Annotated in this window: 14 protein-coding genes; 8 read left to right on the forward strand and 6 right to left on the reverse strand. The window is 40.2% G+C overall.

All coding sequences use genetic code 11. The features are described 5' to 3' along the window. Positions 1 to 122 precede the first annotated feature (122 nt). The 6 genes from IPF37_06065 (at position 123) to IPF37_06090 (ending at position 9,187) form a co-directional block, all read left to right on the forward strand. Positions 123 to 1,742, forward strand: coding sequence for an AAA family ATPase (locus IPF37_06065; GenBank protein ID QQR49087.1), 1,620 nt, complete (start codon positions 123 to 125; stop codon positions 1,740 to 1,742). Beyond that, positions 1,739 to 2,833, forward strand: a complete 1,095-nt coding sequence (locus IPF37_06070; protein ID QQR49088.1) for a hypothetical protein — start codon at positions 1,739 to 1,741, stop codon at positions 2,831 to 2,833. Before IPF37_06065 ends, IPF37_06070 begins: the two co-directional genes overlap by 4 nt. A gap of 127 nt (positions 2,834 to 2,960) precedes the next feature. Next, positions 2,961 to 4,193, forward strand: coding sequence for a hypothetical protein (locus IPF37_06075; GenBank protein QQR49089.1), 1,233 nt, complete (start codon positions 2,961 to 2,963; stop codon positions 4,191 to 4,193). A 2-nt stretch (positions 4,194 to 4,195) separates the two neighbouring features. Further along, a complete protein-coding gene (locus tag IPF37_06080; GenBank protein QQR49090.1) occupies positions 4,196 to 5,188 on the forward strand; it encodes a hypothetical protein in 993 nt (330 codons plus the stop codon). A gap of 10 nt (positions 5,189 to 5,198) precedes the next feature. Further along, complete coding sequence (locus IPF37_06085) at positions 5,199 to 6,125, forward strand: hypothetical protein (GenBank protein ID QQR49091.1); 927 nt, start codon at positions 5,199 to 5,201, stop codon at positions 6,123 to 6,125. Continuing rightward, a complete protein-coding gene (locus IPF37_06090) occupies positions 6,122 to 9,187 on the forward strand; it encodes a hypothetical protein (GenBank protein ID QQR49092.1) in 3,066 nt (1,021 codons plus the stop codon). The genes IPF37_06085 and IPF37_06090 overlap by 4 nt, the downstream gene beginning before the upstream one ends. Before the next feature lie 54 nt (positions 9,188 to 9,241). Here the strand turns inward: IPF37_06090 and traF are convergent, their stop codons facing one another. From traF to rapZ, 6 genes are all read right to left on the reverse strand, one after another. Beyond that, positions 9,242 to 9,808, reverse strand: coding sequence for a conjugal transfer protein TraF (traF, locus tag IPF37_06095; GenBank protein ID QQR49093.1), 567 nt, complete (start codon positions 9,806 to 9,808; stop codon positions 9,242 to 9,244). A gap of 142 nt (positions 9,809 to 9,950) precedes the next feature. Next, the gene (locus IPF37_06100) at positions 9,951 to 11,126 is read right to left on the reverse strand and encodes a hypothetical protein (GenBank protein QQR49094.1); all 1,176 of its coding nucleotides are present in this window, start codon (positions 11,124 to 11,126) and stop codon (positions 9,951 to 9,953) included. 68 nt (positions 11,127 to 11,194) lie between these two features. Continuing rightward, a complete protein-coding gene (recJ, locus tag IPF37_06105; GenBank protein ID QQR49095.1) occupies positions 11,195 to 12,973 on the reverse strand; it encodes a single-stranded-DNA-specific exonuclease RecJ in 1,779 nt (592 codons plus the stop codon). A gap of 119 nt (positions 12,974 to 13,092) precedes the next feature. Beyond that, a complete protein-coding gene (lysS, locus tag IPF37_06110; protein ID QQR49096.1) occupies positions 13,093 to 14,607 on the reverse strand; it encodes a lysine--tRNA ligase in 1,515 nt (504 codons plus the stop codon). Positions 14,608 to 14,694: 87 nt separating this feature from the next. Beyond that, positions 14,695 to 14,973, reverse strand: coding sequence for a septum formation initiator family protein (locus tag IPF37_06115; protein ID QQR49097.1), 279 nt, complete (start codon positions 14,971 to 14,973; stop codon positions 14,695 to 14,697). 4 nt (positions 14,974 to 14,977) lie between these two features. After that, a complete protein-coding gene (rapZ, locus tag IPF37_06120; GenBank protein QQR49098.1) occupies positions 14,978 to 15,874 on the reverse strand; it encodes an RNase adapter RapZ in 897 nt (298 codons plus the stop codon). A gap of 99 nt (positions 15,875 to 15,973) precedes the next feature. Here rapZ and IPF37_06125 point away from each other — a divergent pair, with 99 nt between their 5' ends. Then, positions 15,974 to 17,812, forward strand: coding sequence for a PDZ domain-containing protein (locus tag IPF37_06125; protein QQR49099.1), 1,839 nt, complete (start codon positions 15,974 to 15,976; stop codon positions 17,810 to 17,812). Beyond that, on the forward strand, positions 17,812 to 18,762 hold the full coding sequence (locus tag IPF37_06130) for a hypothetical protein (protein QQR49100.1): 951 nt from the start codon (positions 17,812 to 17,814) through the stop codon (positions 18,760 to 18,762). Before IPF37_06125 ends, IPF37_06130 begins: the two co-directional genes overlap by 1 nt. Positions 18,763 to 18,832 lie beyond the last annotated feature (70 nt).

Consider the following 18,832-nt stretch of genomic DNA (forward strand, 5'->3'; position numbering starts at 1 on the left):
ATTCTTTATAGAAACAATTTATTGTTAGAGTTTTTTATTATATTGTTTCACTTTGACATTTTATGCAATCCTTAAACTAGTACGAAAATTGTTTTTTAAGCTGTGGGGAAGGGGCTTGCGTTATGATGTTTCTATTACAATCACTCGTTGTTGTTTTGTTAATACAGATTTTTGGCCCGATGCCTGCGCAGCATCTTTATGCCGCCGCTCAAGCGGGTGCCAAGCCTGCGGCAGTACCTGCACCCAGCGAGTTGCGTGCGGCAGAAGAAATGGTGAGGCAACTTCGTGAGCATATTAATGAGGCTCATGGCATAGCCAATGCGGCGGTGAATGGAGCTAATCAGGCTTTGGCATTAGCATATACTGCAGATACCGTTTCGATTAACCTTTCGCGAGGGTTAGAACCGCAATTTTTACGAATTCAGGAATTGGTCCTTACTTCCCGCAAGCTTGATCAAGATATTGCTAGTGCTCAACAAGCGGTTCATGATGTTCAGAAAAGAATAGGTGACTTTAAAGTCGTCGTTGAGAAGGAATCTCAAGAGATTTATGAGCAGGTGCGACAAGAGGCTGCAAAAAAAAACCAGGAAACGTTGGAAGATAGAATTCGTGTTGCGCAGGAAAAAATTAATGAAAAACAGCGACGGGGCATTTTTGAGCAGGGAGAAAAAATTCGTGCCCAGGCAACCGTTGATGCTGAGGAAGTTAAGTGGCAGCGTATTAAAGAAATACTTGAAGATCCGTATTTGATCGCAAAATTTATTGGCGGGCTTACGGGCTTTGCTCTCGGTTTTTATTTGATTAAATATGGCGTGCCGTTGGTTATTGATTATTTTTCCAAGCCGCGCGTGATTAGTGAAACATCGTACGATCGATGGTTTTGGCAAGATGATGTTGTGCCAGAAACAGAACTTAAGGATCTTTTTTTTACGCCGAACGTTCAGGAGCAGCTTTTTGATTTGGTGTTGCGCATAGACTCTGCACAATCGTTTAATGAAAATTTACCGAATGTTTTGCTGTATGGGCCTCCAGGCACGGGCAAAACTGCTTTTGTAAAAGCGCTGGCGCATGAATCTAATTGTGATTATGCCTTAACGTCAGGTTCTGAGTTTGCAAAAATTACTGATTTGAACGCACTGAATGATGAGTTGCGTAAACTTATTGAATGGGCCAATGAATATGCAGATGACTCAAAAGGGTTGATTGTTTTTATTGATGAAGCGGAATCGTTATTTGCCAACAGAAAACTGACTACAACGTCGATATTTACGCAAAATTTAATTAATACCTTTTTGGCGCTGGTGCAGGATGGTGGGCAAAAAAATATTATGTTTATTTTTGCAACGAACCATCCCTTTAAATTGGACGATGCATTTTTAGATCGGCTTGGTGTTTCTATAGAAATTGAACTTCCTGGCGTGCAAGAGCGTGCGCTTATTTTAGCAGCGTATCTTGAAAAGTTTGCTAACAACAATAAAAGCTCTGTGGTGCCGATAGTGCCAGACGTGATGAAAAATTTACTGTCATATGCGCACGCAATGGAAGGTTTTTCCCCGCGCACCATAAAATGTATTGCAGAAGAAATGATTGTTGTTGCACGACGACAAAAAAAAACGCATCTGACTCATGCTATTGTTGATGACATTATTAAAAAAACTCAAACCAGTCAGCAAAAGATGCAGTTATGGGAAAAGGAGCGTGAGCAGTGGGTTAATGCTTATGTCAGTGGGCTGAGCGCATGAAAAATAAAAATTTTTTATGGTTGATTATGGTAGATTGTTTTTTGTTGACGTCAAGCGTGCAATCGTCTGCGATAACAGAGAAAGCATTACTTAGTCATATTGAACAGATTGTTCAAACGGATACCAAGAGTTGTATCATGTATGACCGGGTTGTTCATGATTTGGTAAGCAAGATTATGCAGAGTGGCTACCAGGATGATGATGTCGTAAAGCTCATGCACGTATTATTAGCAAAGCAGGCATCGATTCTTGAAAAACTTGAATATCAAAAAAATGAGAGAAAAAGTAGAATTCGTTTTACAATAAAACCATTTGAAGTTTTGGTGGTACTTTTGCTGATTGGCATTCTTTATGGGGTGTGGGCGTATTTCTGGGATTCGGCATATTTGGAATTATTGAAAGATTTATTGTTTGATTGGTTGCAAAAATTGCGCGATTTATTGCCTTCATGGGGTAGTATATTTTCTAACTTATGGGGTAGTGCTTCTTCTAATTTTTCATCACAAAGCGAAGAAAAGAAAGAACAGAATTCCAGCGATCGCGAAGGCAAAGATGCCTTTATATCTGCTGGTGGTTCTGGCGAGTCAGCGTCTGGCGATCCAGAAAAATCTTACGATAATTCTCATGGATCGCCATTGCAAAGGGGTGGAAATGCGCGAGAGACGTTTCATGAGATGCCGGTAAATGGTGTTGAAAGTTCTCTGTTTGGTCATGATCGGTGTGATACGTTTGTTGAAGCATTTTCATCAAGCTCAGCTGTTTTTGCCAATTCTAATGATTTATTTAGAGATATGTCAGATGTTGGTGTTGATGCAAAAGGTTATGCTCTATTGTGTTATGAATCTTTTGACCCTTTTGATACGACTACTCATTTAGACAGAAAGCTTTTAAAAGAAGTTAAAAAACAACAGGAAGAGATAATGAAGTTACTTGGTTTGACTGAGATGCCACAGGTGTCGCCAGAAGAGATTGAAGTAACAAAAAAACAATTAGACGATATGTTAATGTTGGAAGACCATATTGTTTATGCTGAATATATTATGAATAAACTCGATCCTGAAGTACGAACCAAGCTCAATAAAAACTCATAATTTTTTTGTCCCCTTTTTATGCACAATTCACGTCTGTTGCTTTTATCTGCTTACTTGCTATAATCCATGTCACAAAAGCATTATTTGATAATTTGCAGATAAAAAAATTGTCCATAAAGGGTTTACTATGAACAGGCGTTTGACTTATCTTTTTGTTATGTTGCCCGTCGTGATGTGTTTGTTTCAACATGATATGCTTTTTGGTGCTGCTCAGTCGCCGCGTGCAGGTTCTTCAGATCAACGCATTAATTATTCTTACGACATGCTGCGTGGTGGTTTTGGTCCTTACAACATGGACAAATCTACTAGCAGAATCCTTAGCTTGGCGGACGCAAGCAAAGAGTTGAATAAAAGTATTCAAGAGCACGAGGCAAATTTGGATGCTTTGCAGAAAAAGAAGGAGAATCTGCCCAAAGGTACTGACATGCCAAAGTTGGATGCGGATATTGCTTTTCATGTAAATTTGATTAAGCGTTTGGGCGACCGTCGGAATCGTCTTTTTTTGTCAAGTCCGGCTGGCACATTGGTAGCGCGTGGTTTTGCAGGTCAACATGATTGGGAACAGCTTGATGAAACCACTATTGGTAACGTCAAAGATGGCCTGGTTCAAGGGTTAACGCTGCGTGCTTCCAAAGCTGTTGGTGATGTTTTGGGCAAGCGTATCGAAGGTTCATGTGAAGTGGTACTTGGCGGAGCGTGGGACAAAATGTTTGGTTGGTTGGTAGACTCGTGGGAAGCATTTTGTTTGTTGCTGTTTCATGAAGATAAAAAACCGTTTCAACCAGAAGTGCTTGAAGGCTGGCTTGATTTTATTGAAAGTACGTTGAACGATATTGAGCGCATGGTTAAAGATGGCTTGAAAGACAGCTTGCGCGGTTACGATATGACACGTCGCAAATTTGATCTTGATGCGACTGATGATGCAGAAAATAATGCTGCAACTCAAGAAGTACAGGAAAATGTCTGGATTGAATTGGTATTTGGTTATGCCGATCAGTTTGAACGCATTGCTGAAGAGATAGTAACGCGCCGAGAATTTTATGAAGAAGATTCTCTTGAATCGTTTTATGCAACGCAAATTATTAAGCGGTTGCTTGATTTTAAAGAGCTTTTGGTGACGTCAAAGTCACTGAACGATCTTGATGCGCAGTTGCATTCAAATAAGGCCATTATTGCGGCGACCAAAACAAACTTAAAAAATCTCTTTAAGCGCTTGGTGGTCAAAGTTACGCCACGAACGTATTCGCTTAAAACAGGCAAGGATTCTTTGAGCGAGTTATCGTTTAATCGCAACAAAGAAGGTGAGGGCGGTTATCGACGTGGCAGAAGCATGGATGATGATTATCCATTTGGCATGTAGCCATGAAATTTCTGAGTGTTTTAGTGCTGAGCATGATCTCTGCGGTTTGTGTCGCTGATGATGCTCAGCCTACTTTAAAATCTTTTTCAAGTGAGTCCATTTCTGTCGCGCGTATGCGTCTTTCTGCCATTAAGCGTAAACAGGAAATGTATGCCCAACGTATTGAAACAACACACAAACGTTTATGTGCGGCAAGCTTTGTTGGTGGGGCAGTTGCTAGCGCTGGTGCATTGTATCTTGGCTATGAACTTTGGTGCTATTTTGTGCCGGAAAAAGTGAATGCCGCCCAAGAGAAAGCCACTAATGATACAGCTGAAGTGCCTGCAATGTCTTCTGAGGAAAAAGCTGAATACGAACGCTTAGAAAAAGATCATTTGCGCGAATGGGACGAGCGCCGTTCGTTTGTGGGGCGTGTCAAAAATTCGGTAAAAGAGGGTGCAAGTTTTGCGTTTTATTCTTTTATTGTTGGGATGATTTGGCATATGATTAGTCATGCGCAAAATTTTTCACTTGCGCATATTAAGCAGTTTTTTCAAGAAGATGAGGCCTGGTTTTTTGGTGGCATTGATTATGACATTGTTGCCAATATCGAACGGCTGGGTGTTTCGCTGTCACGGTTTATGCACGATATGCAGACGTGGTTTAAAAACCATGAAGACGATGAAAAACAATTTAAGCCTTATTTCTGTCATGACGTCATTATCGATTTTTCTGCCTTGATTGATTCGGTAGAAAATGTGTTGGCGCTGGTGTGCGAGAGTGCGCATGAGCGGCTGCAAGATGGTCAAGATCTGACGATCGTGTTGAATCAGCATAATGCAAACTTGGTTGAATACCTTGAAAACTTTGCGCTTTTTGTTGAGTTGTTGTTAAACAAACCCATTGAAGATTTTGAGCAAGAGCGTCGTCGTATGCATTTGTATTTGCAGCAATGTTCTGTTGGCATTATGGAAAGTCTACGTGTTTATAAGCGATTATTATATGTTAAAGCCTAAAGTTTTTTGGATGGTGATCGCTTTTTATTGGGTGTCTTGTGTCCATGGCGCAACTTCAAGTCAGGCTAATAATGTTGATTTGATGCCGGTAGTTGCCGCGCCTCAGGCAGAGGTAGCACTGCCACTTTTTGATAAACAGGAATTTTTTAAAGGGCTGGGCTCGTTGTTGCAAGATCAAGCATTTGTGCAGTTGAAAAATAGCGAGCAGGCTGCTTCGTTTGTAGAAAAAGAAGATGGTACTTTGCGTCACGTTAAGCGTACGTTGAATTTTTGTGCCGATTATCTTGAAAAATATTATCCAAAAGTTTTTGTCATTCGCGAGTGCTTTTTTTTAGCGATGAAGCCGGCGCAAATAGCTCAGGCATTGCGGGATATTGTTGATGTTTTTACTGAGCGGCCGTGGTTTTATTTTGTTGATGATCAAAAAAGATTCAACCTCGTTTTGTACTGGGAACACATTGTTGATCAGTGTGCGTTGCTGAATCAATTTTTAAAAAACAGTCGCGTTGATAGCGATACCAATGAAGTATTTTTTCGTGAATTAGAATACGATTTTTATGAATGCGCGGGGCCTTTTGCCAAGCGTACCATGCGTCCGCTGATTGATAGTATTAAAAAATTCGATGATACGATTATAGCAGATTTTTATGCTCTTTGTTTTGATTATTTAATTAAATTATTTAATGAAGGCATTTTGCTTAAAGATTTAGGTCTTGTTGAGCGTTATTATCATGAGCTTGAATTTGTGAGTGATAAATTACGTGCTACGAGTTATGAAACTGATTATCAGGAAGTTATGCGTACGAGTAAAGAGCTTATCTCGTTACTTAAGAAAAAAGTTGGTTTTGATGATTTGCAATACATTGAAGATTGGTGTGGTGATGATGAAGAAGCAAAGCGTCGCGCCTACGAAGAACACTTTTTAGGAATGTCATGAATTTACGCATGTTGCTTTGTATGCTGGTTTTGTTGTTTGGCGTTGGTGAGAATCTATCTGCTGACAAAGCTTCTTTTGATAAAAAATTTTTAGAAAGTTTTATTCAAAATTATGAGTTTAGCCCTGAAGGTCGGTATGTGCATGAGTACCACCCATTTTTGCTGAGTTATACTTCGCATAGTTTTGATCAACTTGAAAGTCGATTGCGGGATGAAGGTTTTAATTTGGTGGGCCGTAATGTTATTTTGGGTTACGAAGAAAATGCCGTGCCAAATTATTATACCGACTATCGTCAAGCAAAAATTAGCGATGAAGCGAGTGTGAAAAATAGAGCGGGGTGGTCATTGCGCTTGCATAATCGGTTTGGTTTTATGACTGGGTTTTTGTTTAAAGACATTTTCAAAATACAGGGCGATTGGCAGTCGGTTTATACACACATCAACGCAGAAAATATTGCTATTTTCGATGACCGTGCCGGTATTTTTCAGGAACATGCTTTTGGCGATGCTCTGGGCCTGATTGATAATGCACAAAAAAAAATTATGGACTCGGTCATGCGCCAAGAGCCGCACGATACGTTTGAATGGCTGATTAGATTTTGGGAAAAACTTTATCAATCAGCTTTTCGGGTTGGAAATAAGCAGGTTGCAGGGACGCAAGATATTTTTTTTTCTATCGAAGCGGCGCGGCATGTTATTCGTTCAGGCTTGCCATTGCGCAGGTTTTTTATTGGTCCTGATCTGACTTACCCAATTGAAATTTTTACTAAACAAGAAAAAGAAGTAACGCGCAATGCACAGGCGTTTGTAAAGTCGTTTGCTAAAACGTTACAATCGGTTAATGAAAAAAAAACAGCATATATTTTTTGTAGCTTTGTTGATGGTGTGGGTAAAAGCACTATGCTGGGCAATATTAAAAACTGGATGCGTTTTGGCGATCGTGTTGATCGATTTGGTCATGTTGATAACTCTTCTTCACAGTTGGCCGAAGTGTTTCAATTTAAAGAGAATATTTATATTGCTGATCTGCCCGCACAAATGAGTCATTTTACCTACAAGCCTGATGGCTTGGTATATGTTGATGCGCAGACGGAATGTTCTGTTGACGATTTCAAAAATCTTCAAACGTTTGTCAAAGACAATCTTGGTACGTTGGTGGATCTTTATGAAAAGAAGGTACAGTACGTTTATGGTATTTTCAGAAAAAATGGTTTTTTTGATAAGCGTATTTATGCTCCAGAATTGCCTGATGAATCATTTATTCGCAATTTATTTTTGCTTAAAAAAATTAACACAAACAACTGGATTACTTTTGAATATAACGGGGCTCATTATCTTTTTAACCGTTCAAATCCACTTGAGATTCGGTTTTTTACCACGCTTGCAACGGTAAAATCTGAAGGCTTGAAAAATATTGAAGCCGAGCAAATGATGTTTTTTGAAGGCATTCGTTTGCCGTTGCCGTACAATTATTTTCTTGATGATTTAGTTAACAAGCTTAAAACAGAAGGTGTTGAGAATGTTGTCTTTATAGATTTTATGAGTATGTATCCGCGGTCATCGCGAGAAAATATACGAATTAACTATCTCATTCAACAAATGGCGCTTCTTGACCCTGATTTTAATGTGGCACAGAGTTTGTACAAAGATTTTATTAGTGGCGGAGAGTTATTGCATTGTATGTTAAAAAAAGATACGGCGATGCGCGTACGCTTGGCGCTTAAGCTTGAATCGCTTATTCGTTTGGTGTTGTGCAAAATGATAATTGAACGCAAAGAAGGCGATTTGAAAGGGATTAATTTAGAAGCGTTAACGCCGATTTTGCACGAGCACGTTTTGGCTACTGCCAGTAAAGTGAATAGTTATTTTAATCAACATATTCAGAATAAGATGACGCATGAAGTTGCAAGCTTAGAGTGTGTTTATGGCCTTTCAAAATCATATCTGAATATTCAAAAATTTTCTTTTAATCGCGTGTGGCATTTTTCTCAATTGCTGCAAGAATATTTTACCAATCATCTTTCGCATGAGTTGACTAATTATATGTGGCGTGATGTTGGTTGCGTTTTGCCTGATCAGCGCATGAAAGATGTTGAGGGTGGTTTAAACTTAACTCTGCCTACAACGTATGACCGTACGGTGCGATTGTTATTTCAATTTTCAGCTGAATGTAAAAATGAGCCATTGTTGGCGCCGATGGTGCGTGCTTTGCGTGCATCGTGGTATGCCCAGCTGTGCAATTTAATGTTTACCAAGCCAGATAGCCAGCGAGAGCTTATGTTGCCACAAGAAGAATTTTTTGGCGTGCCACTTTTTGTGCAACGTTATAGTGCTGGTACGTTTCATGTTGTTCAGCCGTTGTTTGAACGTTGGCAACAAAAGACTGTTGATAAGGCGGTTCGTATGGGTGGGTTTCTCTTTAATCTGCCGATACGAGGTGAGTATGTTACCCTTGATGGCAAGCCATACCGCACTAATTGGTTTAGTACTGCTACCAACAGCGGTATTTATGCTTTTACCTGTGATATTGCGAAAAGTAAAAGTTCGCGGGGTTATGTGCCAATTGTGACGCGTTTTGTACAAAAATATCAAAATGACCATGATGCTGGTACCGTTATGCCAACAACCATACTGCAGGAATGTTTACAAGAAAGTGCTTATTGGCAAACGGATAATGAAAATTCTGAGCGACATGCAAAGCGCGAGGGCGTATTTCCTTTTGAAGTAGTTGCTGGTGGCGTTAAAGAAGAGGGTGCTTATTCGCAACGCGATCATTGGCGTGGTTGTATACGTAAAATTTACATCCCAAGTCCAAATCAAAAGCGTGGCATGCAGCGTGCCGTAATTATGTTGGCCACCTTAGAAATGGTGCTAAAAGATCCTGAAGCTGACGTTGTAGTTCGCGATAATAATCGCGATGATTTCAAAGCGGCGTTGTGGTTGCTTGAAAAAGTAACGTTGCCCAAATTGGGTCTTTATATGAAAGAAGATCTTTTTAGCGACTACGATAAAGTTGAGCCGTATCCATCATGGGAATTTTGGGACGATGTTGAGTTTGAATAAAACAAGGGCCTTGGTGTTTTTTACCAGAGCCCTTGTTTATTTGTACCAATCAGATTAGGAATTTTTTGGGGTTAGAAAACGCTGCTTAATCTGGTCTTCAAGATTTTCTGCCGTTAAAAAGCCCTGAATGATCGGGGCTGGCAGATGAAGATTGCCTTTAAAAAAGAAGACAAAAATAGGCATATTCATTTGCTTGATATGCAGCATCGCCATCAAGTTAAAGATAATTTGGTAGTTTTCTTTTTTTGTGTCTTGGTCGCTTAACAAGTCCATTGAAGCAAATTTGATTTGAGTATTAAATTTGTCGGCAACCTTTTGATAAACAGGTACCATTTTCTGCGATTCAGAGCTTTTATTTGAAAAAATTTTAAGAATGACTGGCTGTGTTTGAGAAGCTTGCAATATGTCTGTTTTGTAGGCTTGTATGCCTTCAATTTTTACCACAGAACTGTTTGATGCGTCCGCGCGCTTTTCAAATACTTCAGTATGTGGTTGTTCGGTAAAAATGCTGCTGGCTATGCTTTCATTAATGACCAATCGTTCATCAAGTTGGTATCCTGAAAGTTTTTTGAAGCTGACCAGCAATAATAACAATATGCTAAGATATGTACGTATCATCATCCCCCGCCCTTTCCTAATCTTTTCCCCAAAAGATTTTCATGCTCATAAGCATGATCGATTATTAGAATAATCGAGCGGGAAGGTCGAAGGCAATATATTGGCAATTTGAATAAATTAAGTCGCTAGGCTTCAGAATATCTTATTATTGTTTTGATTTAAGCGATCTTTCTTTTGTGTATGATTTTACAAATTTCCAGTAGCCGTCTTTGAGTTGATACACATCGTGCCGATTTTGTGCTAACCCAGTAATGTTTGCATTGCCTAAAAGTTTTAGTTCGGCAAAGGTAAGATCGGTAGGAAAAGCTTCCCATTGTGTGTTGCTGCCGAAGTCAAGGCCGGTAAATAATTGGCCGTATTCATTTAAGCAGTACACAAGCCGTTTTGATGGTACGCTAACAAAATCGATGGCATTAGAAAATTTTTCGTTTATGATTTGATGCCATATTTTGTTGTCCCAGTAATATAAAATATTATCGTTGCCGAGAGCCCAATGGTGGTCGGCTTGAGATGCTGGCGAGAAGGCGTGGAGTTTTTCTACTCGGTGTGGTTGGCTTATTTTGCTTGTAATCGTAGTAATTTTAATGTTGGGTCGTTGATAGTAACATTCAAGATCTGGTGTTTCTTGCGTAATACTTGAAACAAAATCAGTAAGCGATTGGCTAACGCTTACTTGTGCTGGCGTTGAATAATTTTGTGCATTAATTTCGATGACGATGTTTCGTACGCCATCCCAATAAAATGGTTTCAAAAAAGCATGGTCGTTCCAACCTGTTTTTTCTGCAAATAAAAATGCGTTGTAGTATGTTGGGAGATTTTCTTGAAACGTTGTCAATTCGTTGATCGTGGTATGTCCTATTTTGATAACCATGTTGGCAAGGCCTTTGTACAATGGATCAAGTTCAAATGATGTTTGCTGAACATCAAAAGAAAGTTTTATAAATGCAGATGTTTCTATCCCTGCTGTATGCAATTCGTTGGCTTGCAAAAGATATTGTTGGCTGATGGTGCTGTAGGGCGTTGGATATTCGGTTGGTGCGTTGACGAGTGTGTCGTTGTTAATAAAAAATGTTTTTTGTGGCAGTATCACTGGCCGGTGTCCACGAGTTTGTTCACCAAAAACAAAGCTTTCAAGTTCTGTTCGTAAGTTTGTGTCAAGGTCATCTGTTTGTTCTTCGGTAAGATAGTGAACGTTTTTAAAAGTAGGGCTAAATTCGATATTGACTGGCTGAGTGCCGTCTGCTCTAAATACGACGGTGTTAAGATTGGTGGGAAGAACAAGTGTCATTGTAGCGTAATATAACCAAAATTTTCTGATCATGATTGATATCTCCTTTTTGAAAGTACTTCATACTTTGTGGTAAATATACCATAGCGCAGGAGAGGGGGTTATGTCACGCTAATATCTAACCCTTGCAGCTCAATGCTTGTTTTTCCTTGCCATTCATTGGTAACGACGTACGCGGCAACGCTGAATGGTTTATCGCCAAGTTCTAGCAAGAGTGTGTACAGATCGGGACGATTGAAAAAGATAATTGGTTTGATCATGCCTTCAGAAAAAATAGAGCATTTTAAATGTTTATCTTTGAGCAGGGTCGGGTCTTTGAGTAGCGTTGCGTTTTTTATTAAAAAGACCGGTTGTGGGTTGGCGTTGCCAAATGGTTCAAGCATGCTTAAATCAGTAACTAATTTTTTGGAGGCTTCTGGCAATTCAAGATGTGCGTCAATGACAATTTTGGGTTGCAAATCTTTGGGCGCAACCATAGCGGTTACGCGTTTTTCAAGCCGTACTTTAAGCTCGGGCAAGTTGTCTTGTGCCAGCGCTAGGCCGGCAGCGCATGAGTGGCCGCCAAATGATATTAAAAGATCTTTGCTGTCGTGCAGAGCATCAAAAACGTCAAATTCTGGAATTGAGCGGCATGAACCTTTGAGGATTCGATTTTGTTTGTCGTGATGAAATAAAAAGGTAGGCTTGCCATAATTGTGCATGAGTTTACCGGCAACTAAGCCAATAACACCTGCTGGCCACTGGTTGTGTGCTGCGACGATAATATTTTCCTGTGCAAGGTTAATTTGTTTTTGGACAATAGCGCCTTCAACATCGCCGTAAATGCGTTGCTCAACTTTTTTACGCTCTTCGTTCATGCTTTGCAAAATTTCGCCAATGCGTTGTACTTCTGCATAATCTGAGCTGATCAAAAATTTGACGGCTTCGCGGCAATCGTCAAGCCGGCCGAGCGCGTTAATTTGTGGTGCCACCATAAAACCGATATCGAGCGAGCCCAAAACATTTTTAGTGAGCTTGCTGTTGGCAGTCATCACATTCATGGCTGTGCTGCGTTGTTTGTTAATTTTGCTTAAGCCATAGCGTACCCAGTAACGATTTTCGCCCAGCATGGGTACTACGTCGGCAACGGTGCCCAGCATTAAAAGTTCGTAAACTTTGTCGGGCAGTGTAAGATTTTTTTGTTCGTAAATCATGCTAATAATTTTGAAGGCAACACCAACGCCCGCCAATGATTTATATGGATACGGGCAGTCAACTTGGTTTGGGTTGACGATCGCGAGTGCTTCAGGCACGTGATCATGCGGACGGTGATGGTCGGTAATAATCAGATCAATGCCCAGCGCTTGTGCATCAAGAGCCGGCTGGATGGCGGTAATGCCGTTGTCCACGGTAATGATGAGGCTGTAGCCATTTTCTTTGGCTCGTTGAACAATTTTACTTGAAAGGCCGTAGCCATCGCGTTTACGATTTGGTAAGAAAAAATTGATCTGTGCGCCAAGTGGCAACAGGCCGAGCAATACGAGTGAAGATGAGGTAACGCCATCAACGTCGTAGTCGCCAAAAATTAAGATTTTTTCTTTTTTTTCAATTGCTTGCAGAATGCGTGCTGTTGCTGCATGAGCCCCTTTTAAAAGGCTTGAGTGTGGGACATCGTGTTCGTACGAACTAAAAAGAAATGAGCGAATTGCATCGTTTTCATGGTAGCCGCGCGCATATAAAACTTGTGCAACGGCGTTGCTGATGTTGTGCGTAACGCTGATAGCGCGAACCGCATCAGTATCTGATTTTTTAAGTTGCCATAAATACTTTGTTCCCTGAATGATGAGAACATCGTGCTCGCGTTTTTTTTTGCGTGATGGTGGGGTGGCAACTATCTCCATGGGTTCCTTTTAGTGACTGCAAAGCTATCAAGATATTGATTGATGAAAAAGAAAGTGTACCCGAATTTAGTAAAAAATAGAAACAAGGCCATCAGAAAAAACTGATGGCCTTGTTGGTTTTATTCTTTGTGTGCTGCTTTTTTCATGGTTGGGAACAGAATAACATCTTTGATCGAGTTGGTGTTGGTCAGTAACATAACCAAGCGATCAATTCCAATGCCAACGCCAACCGTTGGTGGCAAGCCGTATTCCAATGCTTTAATAAAGTCTGCATCGTAATGATGCGCTTCGCTGTCGCCGTCGGTTCGGGCTTGTACTTGCGCTCTAAAGCGTTCTGCCTGATCAAAAGGATCATTAAGCTCGGTAAAGCCGTTTGAAAGTTCCATGCTCATTGCGAAAAGTTCAAAGCGGGCAGCAATGGTTGGATCTTGAGGATCGCGCTTTGCCAATGGAGAAACTTCTAGCGGATAGCTGATAATGAAAGTTGGTTGAACAATTTTTGCTTCAACGCATTCTTCAAAGAGCCCAAAAATTTTCATGCCATAGTTAGGTTTGCCAGGCACGTGAACGTTTAACTCTTTGATTGTTTGATCAATGTTTTCTTCGGTAATTTGTTCTGGTTTTAATCCGCCAATTTCGATCAATGAGTCTTTGATGGAAAGACGTCTGAACGGTGCGGTAAAGTCCAGCTTGTTGCCCTGATAATCAATAATCAGCGAATCAAAGTTTTGCAACACGGCATGTTGAATGAGTTTTTCAGTCAGCGCCATGCCGGTATGATAATCGCCATGGGCCATGTAAAACTCAAGCATGGTAAATTCTGGATTATGCTTGGTGGAAACGCCTTCATTTCTGAAATTTCTATTGATTTCAAAAACGCGTTCAAAGCCGCCGACCACCAATTGTTTCAAATAAAGTTCTGGTGCAATCCGCAAAAAGAGTTGCATATCGTACGCGTTGTGGTGGGTAACAAAAGGTCGAGCAGCAGCCCCACCAGGAATGGGGTGGAGCATTGGTGTTTCGACTTCCATAAAATCTTGGTCTTGTAAAAATCTTCTGATTGCTTGTACAATGCCGGAGCGTTTTTTAAATTTTTCGCGACTTTCAGGGTTACTCATTAAATCGAGGTAGCGTTGGCGGTAGCGATGTTCAACGTCAACCAAGCCGTGATATTTTTCTGGCAATGGATGCAGGCATTTGCTTAACAATTTAAATGTTTCAACACGCATGGTGACTTCGCCCGTTTTGGTGTTGAACAGTGTGCCGGTAACCCACACGATATCGCCAAGATCGATGTCTTTGCAGAAATGCTCAAATGACTGATCGCCAACAATATCTTTTTTGATGTAAAGCTGGAGCTGTCCATCGCGGTCTTGAAGCCGTGCAAAAAAAGTTTTACCATGGTCGCGAATGATCATCAAGCGGCCAGCAAGTGAGAACTGTTTAGTTTCGTCGGATGTTTTTTGAAAATCGACGAGAGCTTGTTCGGTGGTTGCGGTAACCGGTTCAAAACTTGGCCACGGCTCAATCTGAGCAGCGCGCATCTGTTTGACTTTTTCAACGCGAATCTCATGTTCTTTTGGTTCGGCATGTTCACTATGCGTTGCGGTGGTCAAATTTTTTTCATCTATCATTAGCAGCCTGACATTGTTAAGGGGATCCGTACATTTATTGCCTTAATTGATGGTGATTGTAGCACAGTTTTGCGCAGATGTCAGGGCCTATTTGATGAAGTAAACGATTTCGTCGGTATAGCTCATATGTAGGTCTTGGCGGGCGATGCGCTCTCGATGGATGGTATCTTCCTGCCAAGCGATTATTTCTTGTTCTAGGGCTGCAATGTTTTGTTTCAACCTGTCAACTTTATTGTGCTCAAGGGCAAGTGTTTGACTGAGCTTTTTTTGTGCGCGCAGGCCGTTGGGGTTTGAGATGATGTAGTGCGTCATTCCCGTACCCAGCATGATGAGTAGGGTGCCTTGAATAAAATGTTTGGTTTTCATTTTTTTATTCCTTTCCGATATCACGGTGTTCTGTCAGAAAGGTTACATTATCCCATTGTTCTTTGGCCAGTTTTTCTACAAAAGCTACCGATCGATGCTTACCACCTGTGCATCCAATGCCAATCGTGACAAAAAATCTCCCCTCTTCATGATATTTTTTTAAGTAATATTGTAAAAAATCATGCAAGCGATTCCAGTAATCAATGACGGTTGGTTGTTTGAAAAGATAATTGGTAATTTCTGGTTGCTTGCCGGTAAAATGTTTGAGCGAAAGAATGTTGTATGGATTGGGCAAAAAGCGTAAGTCGTACAATAAATTTATTTCTGGTGGTACGCCGTATTTAAAACCAAACGAGATAATGTTGGCATAAACGTGGCGTTGTTTTTCGCCTGAAAAAGATTGGCGTATCCAGCGGCGCAATTCTTGAATGTTAAAATCGTCGGTATCCAAAATAATGTCGGCTGTTTCGATAATTGGTTCAAGGATTGTTTTTTCTTTTTTAATTGCTTGTGTGACATCGATGCCTTGAGCAAGTGGGTGTTTGCGACGTGTTTCTTGAAAGCGCTTCAGTAATGTTTTTTCGTTAGCATTTAAAAAAAGTACTTTTACATTCGTGTTGATTATGTCTTTAAGTTTGGTGAGTTCTTGCGTAAAGGCATGCAAAAACTCTTCGCCACGAGCATCAATCCCGAGTGCTATGTTATGAAAAAGACTTGATTTTTTTTGCGTTAAGTTTAAAAAAGTTGATAGCAATGGTAACGGTAAATTGTCGACACAATAGAAATCAAGATCTTCAAGTGCTTCCATAACACTTGTTTTTCCGGCACCTGAAAGGCCTGTCACAATAAGGACATTTTGTCTGAGTTCTGGTGGTCTATTTTCTGTATTCATAGGATTCATCGATAGTATAAATGAGTTAGACTTCCGTAATATTTGGTCTAAGCTTACATAAGAATAGCGTAAGATTTTTAGTAATTTTTGCAAAGGAGAGAAAAGAAAATGAAGAAAATACCTATTCTTGTGATGTATTTATTTTTAACCATGTCATTGCAAGCAAATACGCCATCAGTTGTTGCGGCAAAAAAAATAGTCCATAAAAAGGTTGAGCAGCAGCAAAAAAAGGTGCCAATTCTTGCGCGTAAAGCAGTGTCAGGTAAAAAAAATACCGTGCAGGCGGGGTCAACAAAAAAGCCTGCTTTAGCGGTGCAAGAGCATGCTGGTAGCAAAAAGCCGTCAACGCGTGTTGGGGCCAAGACAAAAAAGCTTACCAAGAGCACTAAGAAAGATCCCAAGAATAATGAGCGCGATATCTACAAATGGTTTCAGACCTATTCGCAGGTAGTTAGTTTAATTGAGGATAAGTCATTTCGCTTAGTTGATTTTGAAAAATTTATTCAAGATTCGTTAAAGTCAGCAGTTGCGCAAGTTGATGCGCACTCAGCATTTTTTGGGCCTAAGAGTTATAAAGATGCTAAAGAATCAACTTCTGGCGAATTTCCTGGTATTGGCGTGAGCGTTATTACCAAGGCGCCTGATGATGATGCCTTGTCGATCGTTGATGTGGTACAAGGTGGTCCGGCGCACAAGGCAGGGTTGCAGTCTGGTGATAAAATTGTTGAAGTTGATGGCGAAAAACTAAAAGGTTTGTCATCTGACGAAGTGATTGCCAAGCTTAAAGGTAAAGTTAAAACTAAAGTAAAAATAAAAATCATTCGTAAGAAAAAACCGCGTGAATACATCGTTACGCGTGATATCATTAAAGATCAAACATCATTGTCTTATTTCTTTAAAGAGCTCGATATTTATTATGTTTCGCTTTCAATTTTTAATGAGGTAGCGGCAACGCAGGTCAAGCAATTACTCGAAAAAGCTAACAAGGGTGGCTGCAAAGGAATTGTGCTCGATTTGCGTCGTAACCCAGGCGGTACTCTTGATTCTGCTATCGATATGGCAGGGCTTTTCTTGCCAAAGAATTCGCCGGTTGTTTTAACAAAAGATAACAAGGGTACTATAATTACTGAGTACAAAACGCACACTGATCCTATTTTACACAGCTCTGTGCCGATCTTTATTTTGATTGATAACTTTGCAGCTTCTGCTGCTGAAATTTTGGCTGGTTGTTTGCGTTATCATGCACAAAAGGATGAGAACAGTAAGCTTATGGTCTTTTTGGTTGGTATTCCAACGTTTGGTAAAGGTTCTGTACAGGAGCTTATTCCAATTAAAAATGGCTGCGCGCTTAAACTAACAACCATGCTGTACTATCTTCCCGACGAACATTCGTTGCAAGCTATCGGCATTAAACCAGATTTTATTGTTAAACCAAAAATTGTGCCTGTCAAAGAAATGAAATGGGTTAAAGAGTTTTTTGGCAAAGAAAGTTCGCTGAAGCACCATATTACCGTTCAAGAAGTGAAAGATATTGGCGGGAAGAAAGAAGCTGCAAATAAAAAGTCCGGTAAATCAGTAGAAAAGAAAAAGAGTTTCTGGCGCCGCTTGTTTGGCGCTGCAGGTAAACAAGAAGAAGAATTAGCGCAGGCTGAGCGAGAAGAAGATGATGGCTTGTTTGATGATGACGAGGATGACGACGAAGATGATGAGTTGGTAATTGAAAAAGATGGCAAAAAGAAGGAGTATAACAAAAAAAGCTGGGAGGAAAAACAACAGAAAAGCTTAGGCGCCGATATTCAAGTGCAAGCTTGTGTTAATATGATTAACATTTTGACCCTTGCTCGTGAAGCGCGTCCTGTGCAGGTTGATACGCGAAAGAAAGCGCTGTCATTTCTGAAAAAACATTATTTAACAGACAATCCTGTTGAAGTAGAAAAGGTAAAATGATGATAAAGAAATATATTTGTTTAGCATTATTAACATTGTTTTTTGGTCGGTCAGTGACTGCGTTGGATACGAAGCGATTGAGTGATAAGCAGTATTATTGTACTGCCGCAGATGATGATTTTTTTATTTTTCTTGCGCATTTAATTGGCAGTATTCATAAAACAAATTTTGATAAAACAGAAGAAATTGCCGTGTTTGATCTTGGTTTTACCAAAGAACAACGCGATATGTTGAATACGATTGAAAAAGTAAAAGTCTATGATATCGACATGGTCAATCCTGATTTGTTAACACGTTTTACCACAACAGAACAAGGCAAATCTGCTCCTGGTTGGTATGCCTGGAAGCCGGTGGTTATAAAACAGGCGCTCGATATGTTCGATTATGTTTTATATATTGATGCGGGCGCGGTGGTTCTTAAACCGCTTGACGACGTGTTTCGCTATATTCAAGACAACGGCTATTTTTTATTAGCAGACCAAGCGTGGTATGTTGACAATCAAAATGTTCTGTTTTCTATTCGGGCACATTGTACACAACATGTAATGTCAATGTTCAATTTGGAATCGCCTGAACGTGAAAATATTTGGCATAGTTGTAATCTGAATGCGAGTGTACAAGGCATTAATAAGAGTTGCACAAAAGCTTATCAAGATTATTTATTATCGGTTTACGAATTGACAAAAGATATCAAGAATTTTGAAGATGATGGATCGGGGCCACTCGGCTTTGGCTGGGGGCGCCACGATCAAACATTATTTAGCATTAGAGCTCGTGAACTTGGTTTAACGCTTGTTGAACCGCAGAAAGATGTTGAACTTACAGCTGATGGTCGTTCATTTGTTTTTCAAGCGAGTGACTATCCGCCGGCCAATCCGCATATTGTGTATGCTTGCAAAGGTCGCGCAGAGTTTTTAGATTCAATACGATTCAAAACACTTACTGCATAAGTTTTGTAGCTCAATTAAAAAACTAAAAAAAGGCTTTCGATAGAGAGCCTTTTTTTATTGTCTGCGTAGT

This window comes from bacterium, from assembly GCA_016699045.1.
Lineage (GTDB): Bacteria > Babelota > Babeliae > Babelales > RVW-14 > AaIE-18.

Coding starts and splice junctions, on each gene's coding strand:
- IPF37_06065 (QQR49087.1), top strand. CDS start 123: ATGATGTTTCTATTACAATCACTCGTTGTTGTTTTGTTAATACAGATT.
- IPF37_06070 (QQR49088.1), top strand. CDS start 1,739: ATGAAAAATAAAAATTTTTTATGGTTGATTATGGTAGATTGTTTTTTG.
- IPF37_06075 (QQR49089.1), top strand. CDS start 2,961: ATGAACAGGCGTTTGACTTATCTTTTTGTTATGTTGCCCGTCGTGATG.
- IPF37_06080 (QQR49090.1), top strand. CDS start 4,196: ATGAAATTTCTGAGTGTTTTAGTGCTGAGCATGATCTCTGCGGTTTGT.
- IPF37_06085 (QQR49091.1), top strand. CDS start 5,199: ATGGTGATCGCTTTTTATTGGGTGTCTTGTGTCCATGGCGCAACTTCA.
- IPF37_06090 (QQR49092.1), top strand. CDS start 6,122: ATGAATTTACGCATGTTGCTTTGTATGCTGGTTTTGTTGTTTGGCGTT.
- traF (QQR49093.1), bottom strand. CDS start 9,808: ATGATGATACGTACATATCTTAGCATATTGTTATTATTGCTGGTCAGC.
- IPF37_06100 (QQR49094.1), bottom strand. CDS start 11,126: ATGATCAGAAAATTTTGGTTATATTACGCTACAATGACACTTGTTCTT.
- recJ (QQR49095.1), bottom strand. CDS start 12,973: ATGGAGATAGTTGCCACCCCACCATCACGCAAAAAAAAACGCGAGCAC.
- lysS (QQR49096.1), bottom strand. CDS start 14,607: ATGATAGATGAAAAAAATTTGACCACCGCAACGCATAGTGAACATGCC.
- IPF37_06115 (QQR49097.1), bottom strand. CDS start 14,973: ATGAAAACCAAACATTTTATTCAAGGCACCCTACTCATCATGCTGGGT.
- rapZ (QQR49098.1), bottom strand. CDS start 15,874: ATGAATCCTATGAATACAGAAAATAGACCACCAGAACTCAGACAAAAT.
- IPF37_06125 (QQR49099.1), top strand. CDS start 15,974: ATGAAGAAAATACCTATTCTTGTGATGTATTTATTTTTAACCATGTCA.
- IPF37_06130 (QQR49100.1), top strand. CDS start 17,812: ATGATAAAGAAATATATTTGTTTAGCATTATTAACATTGTTTTTTGGT.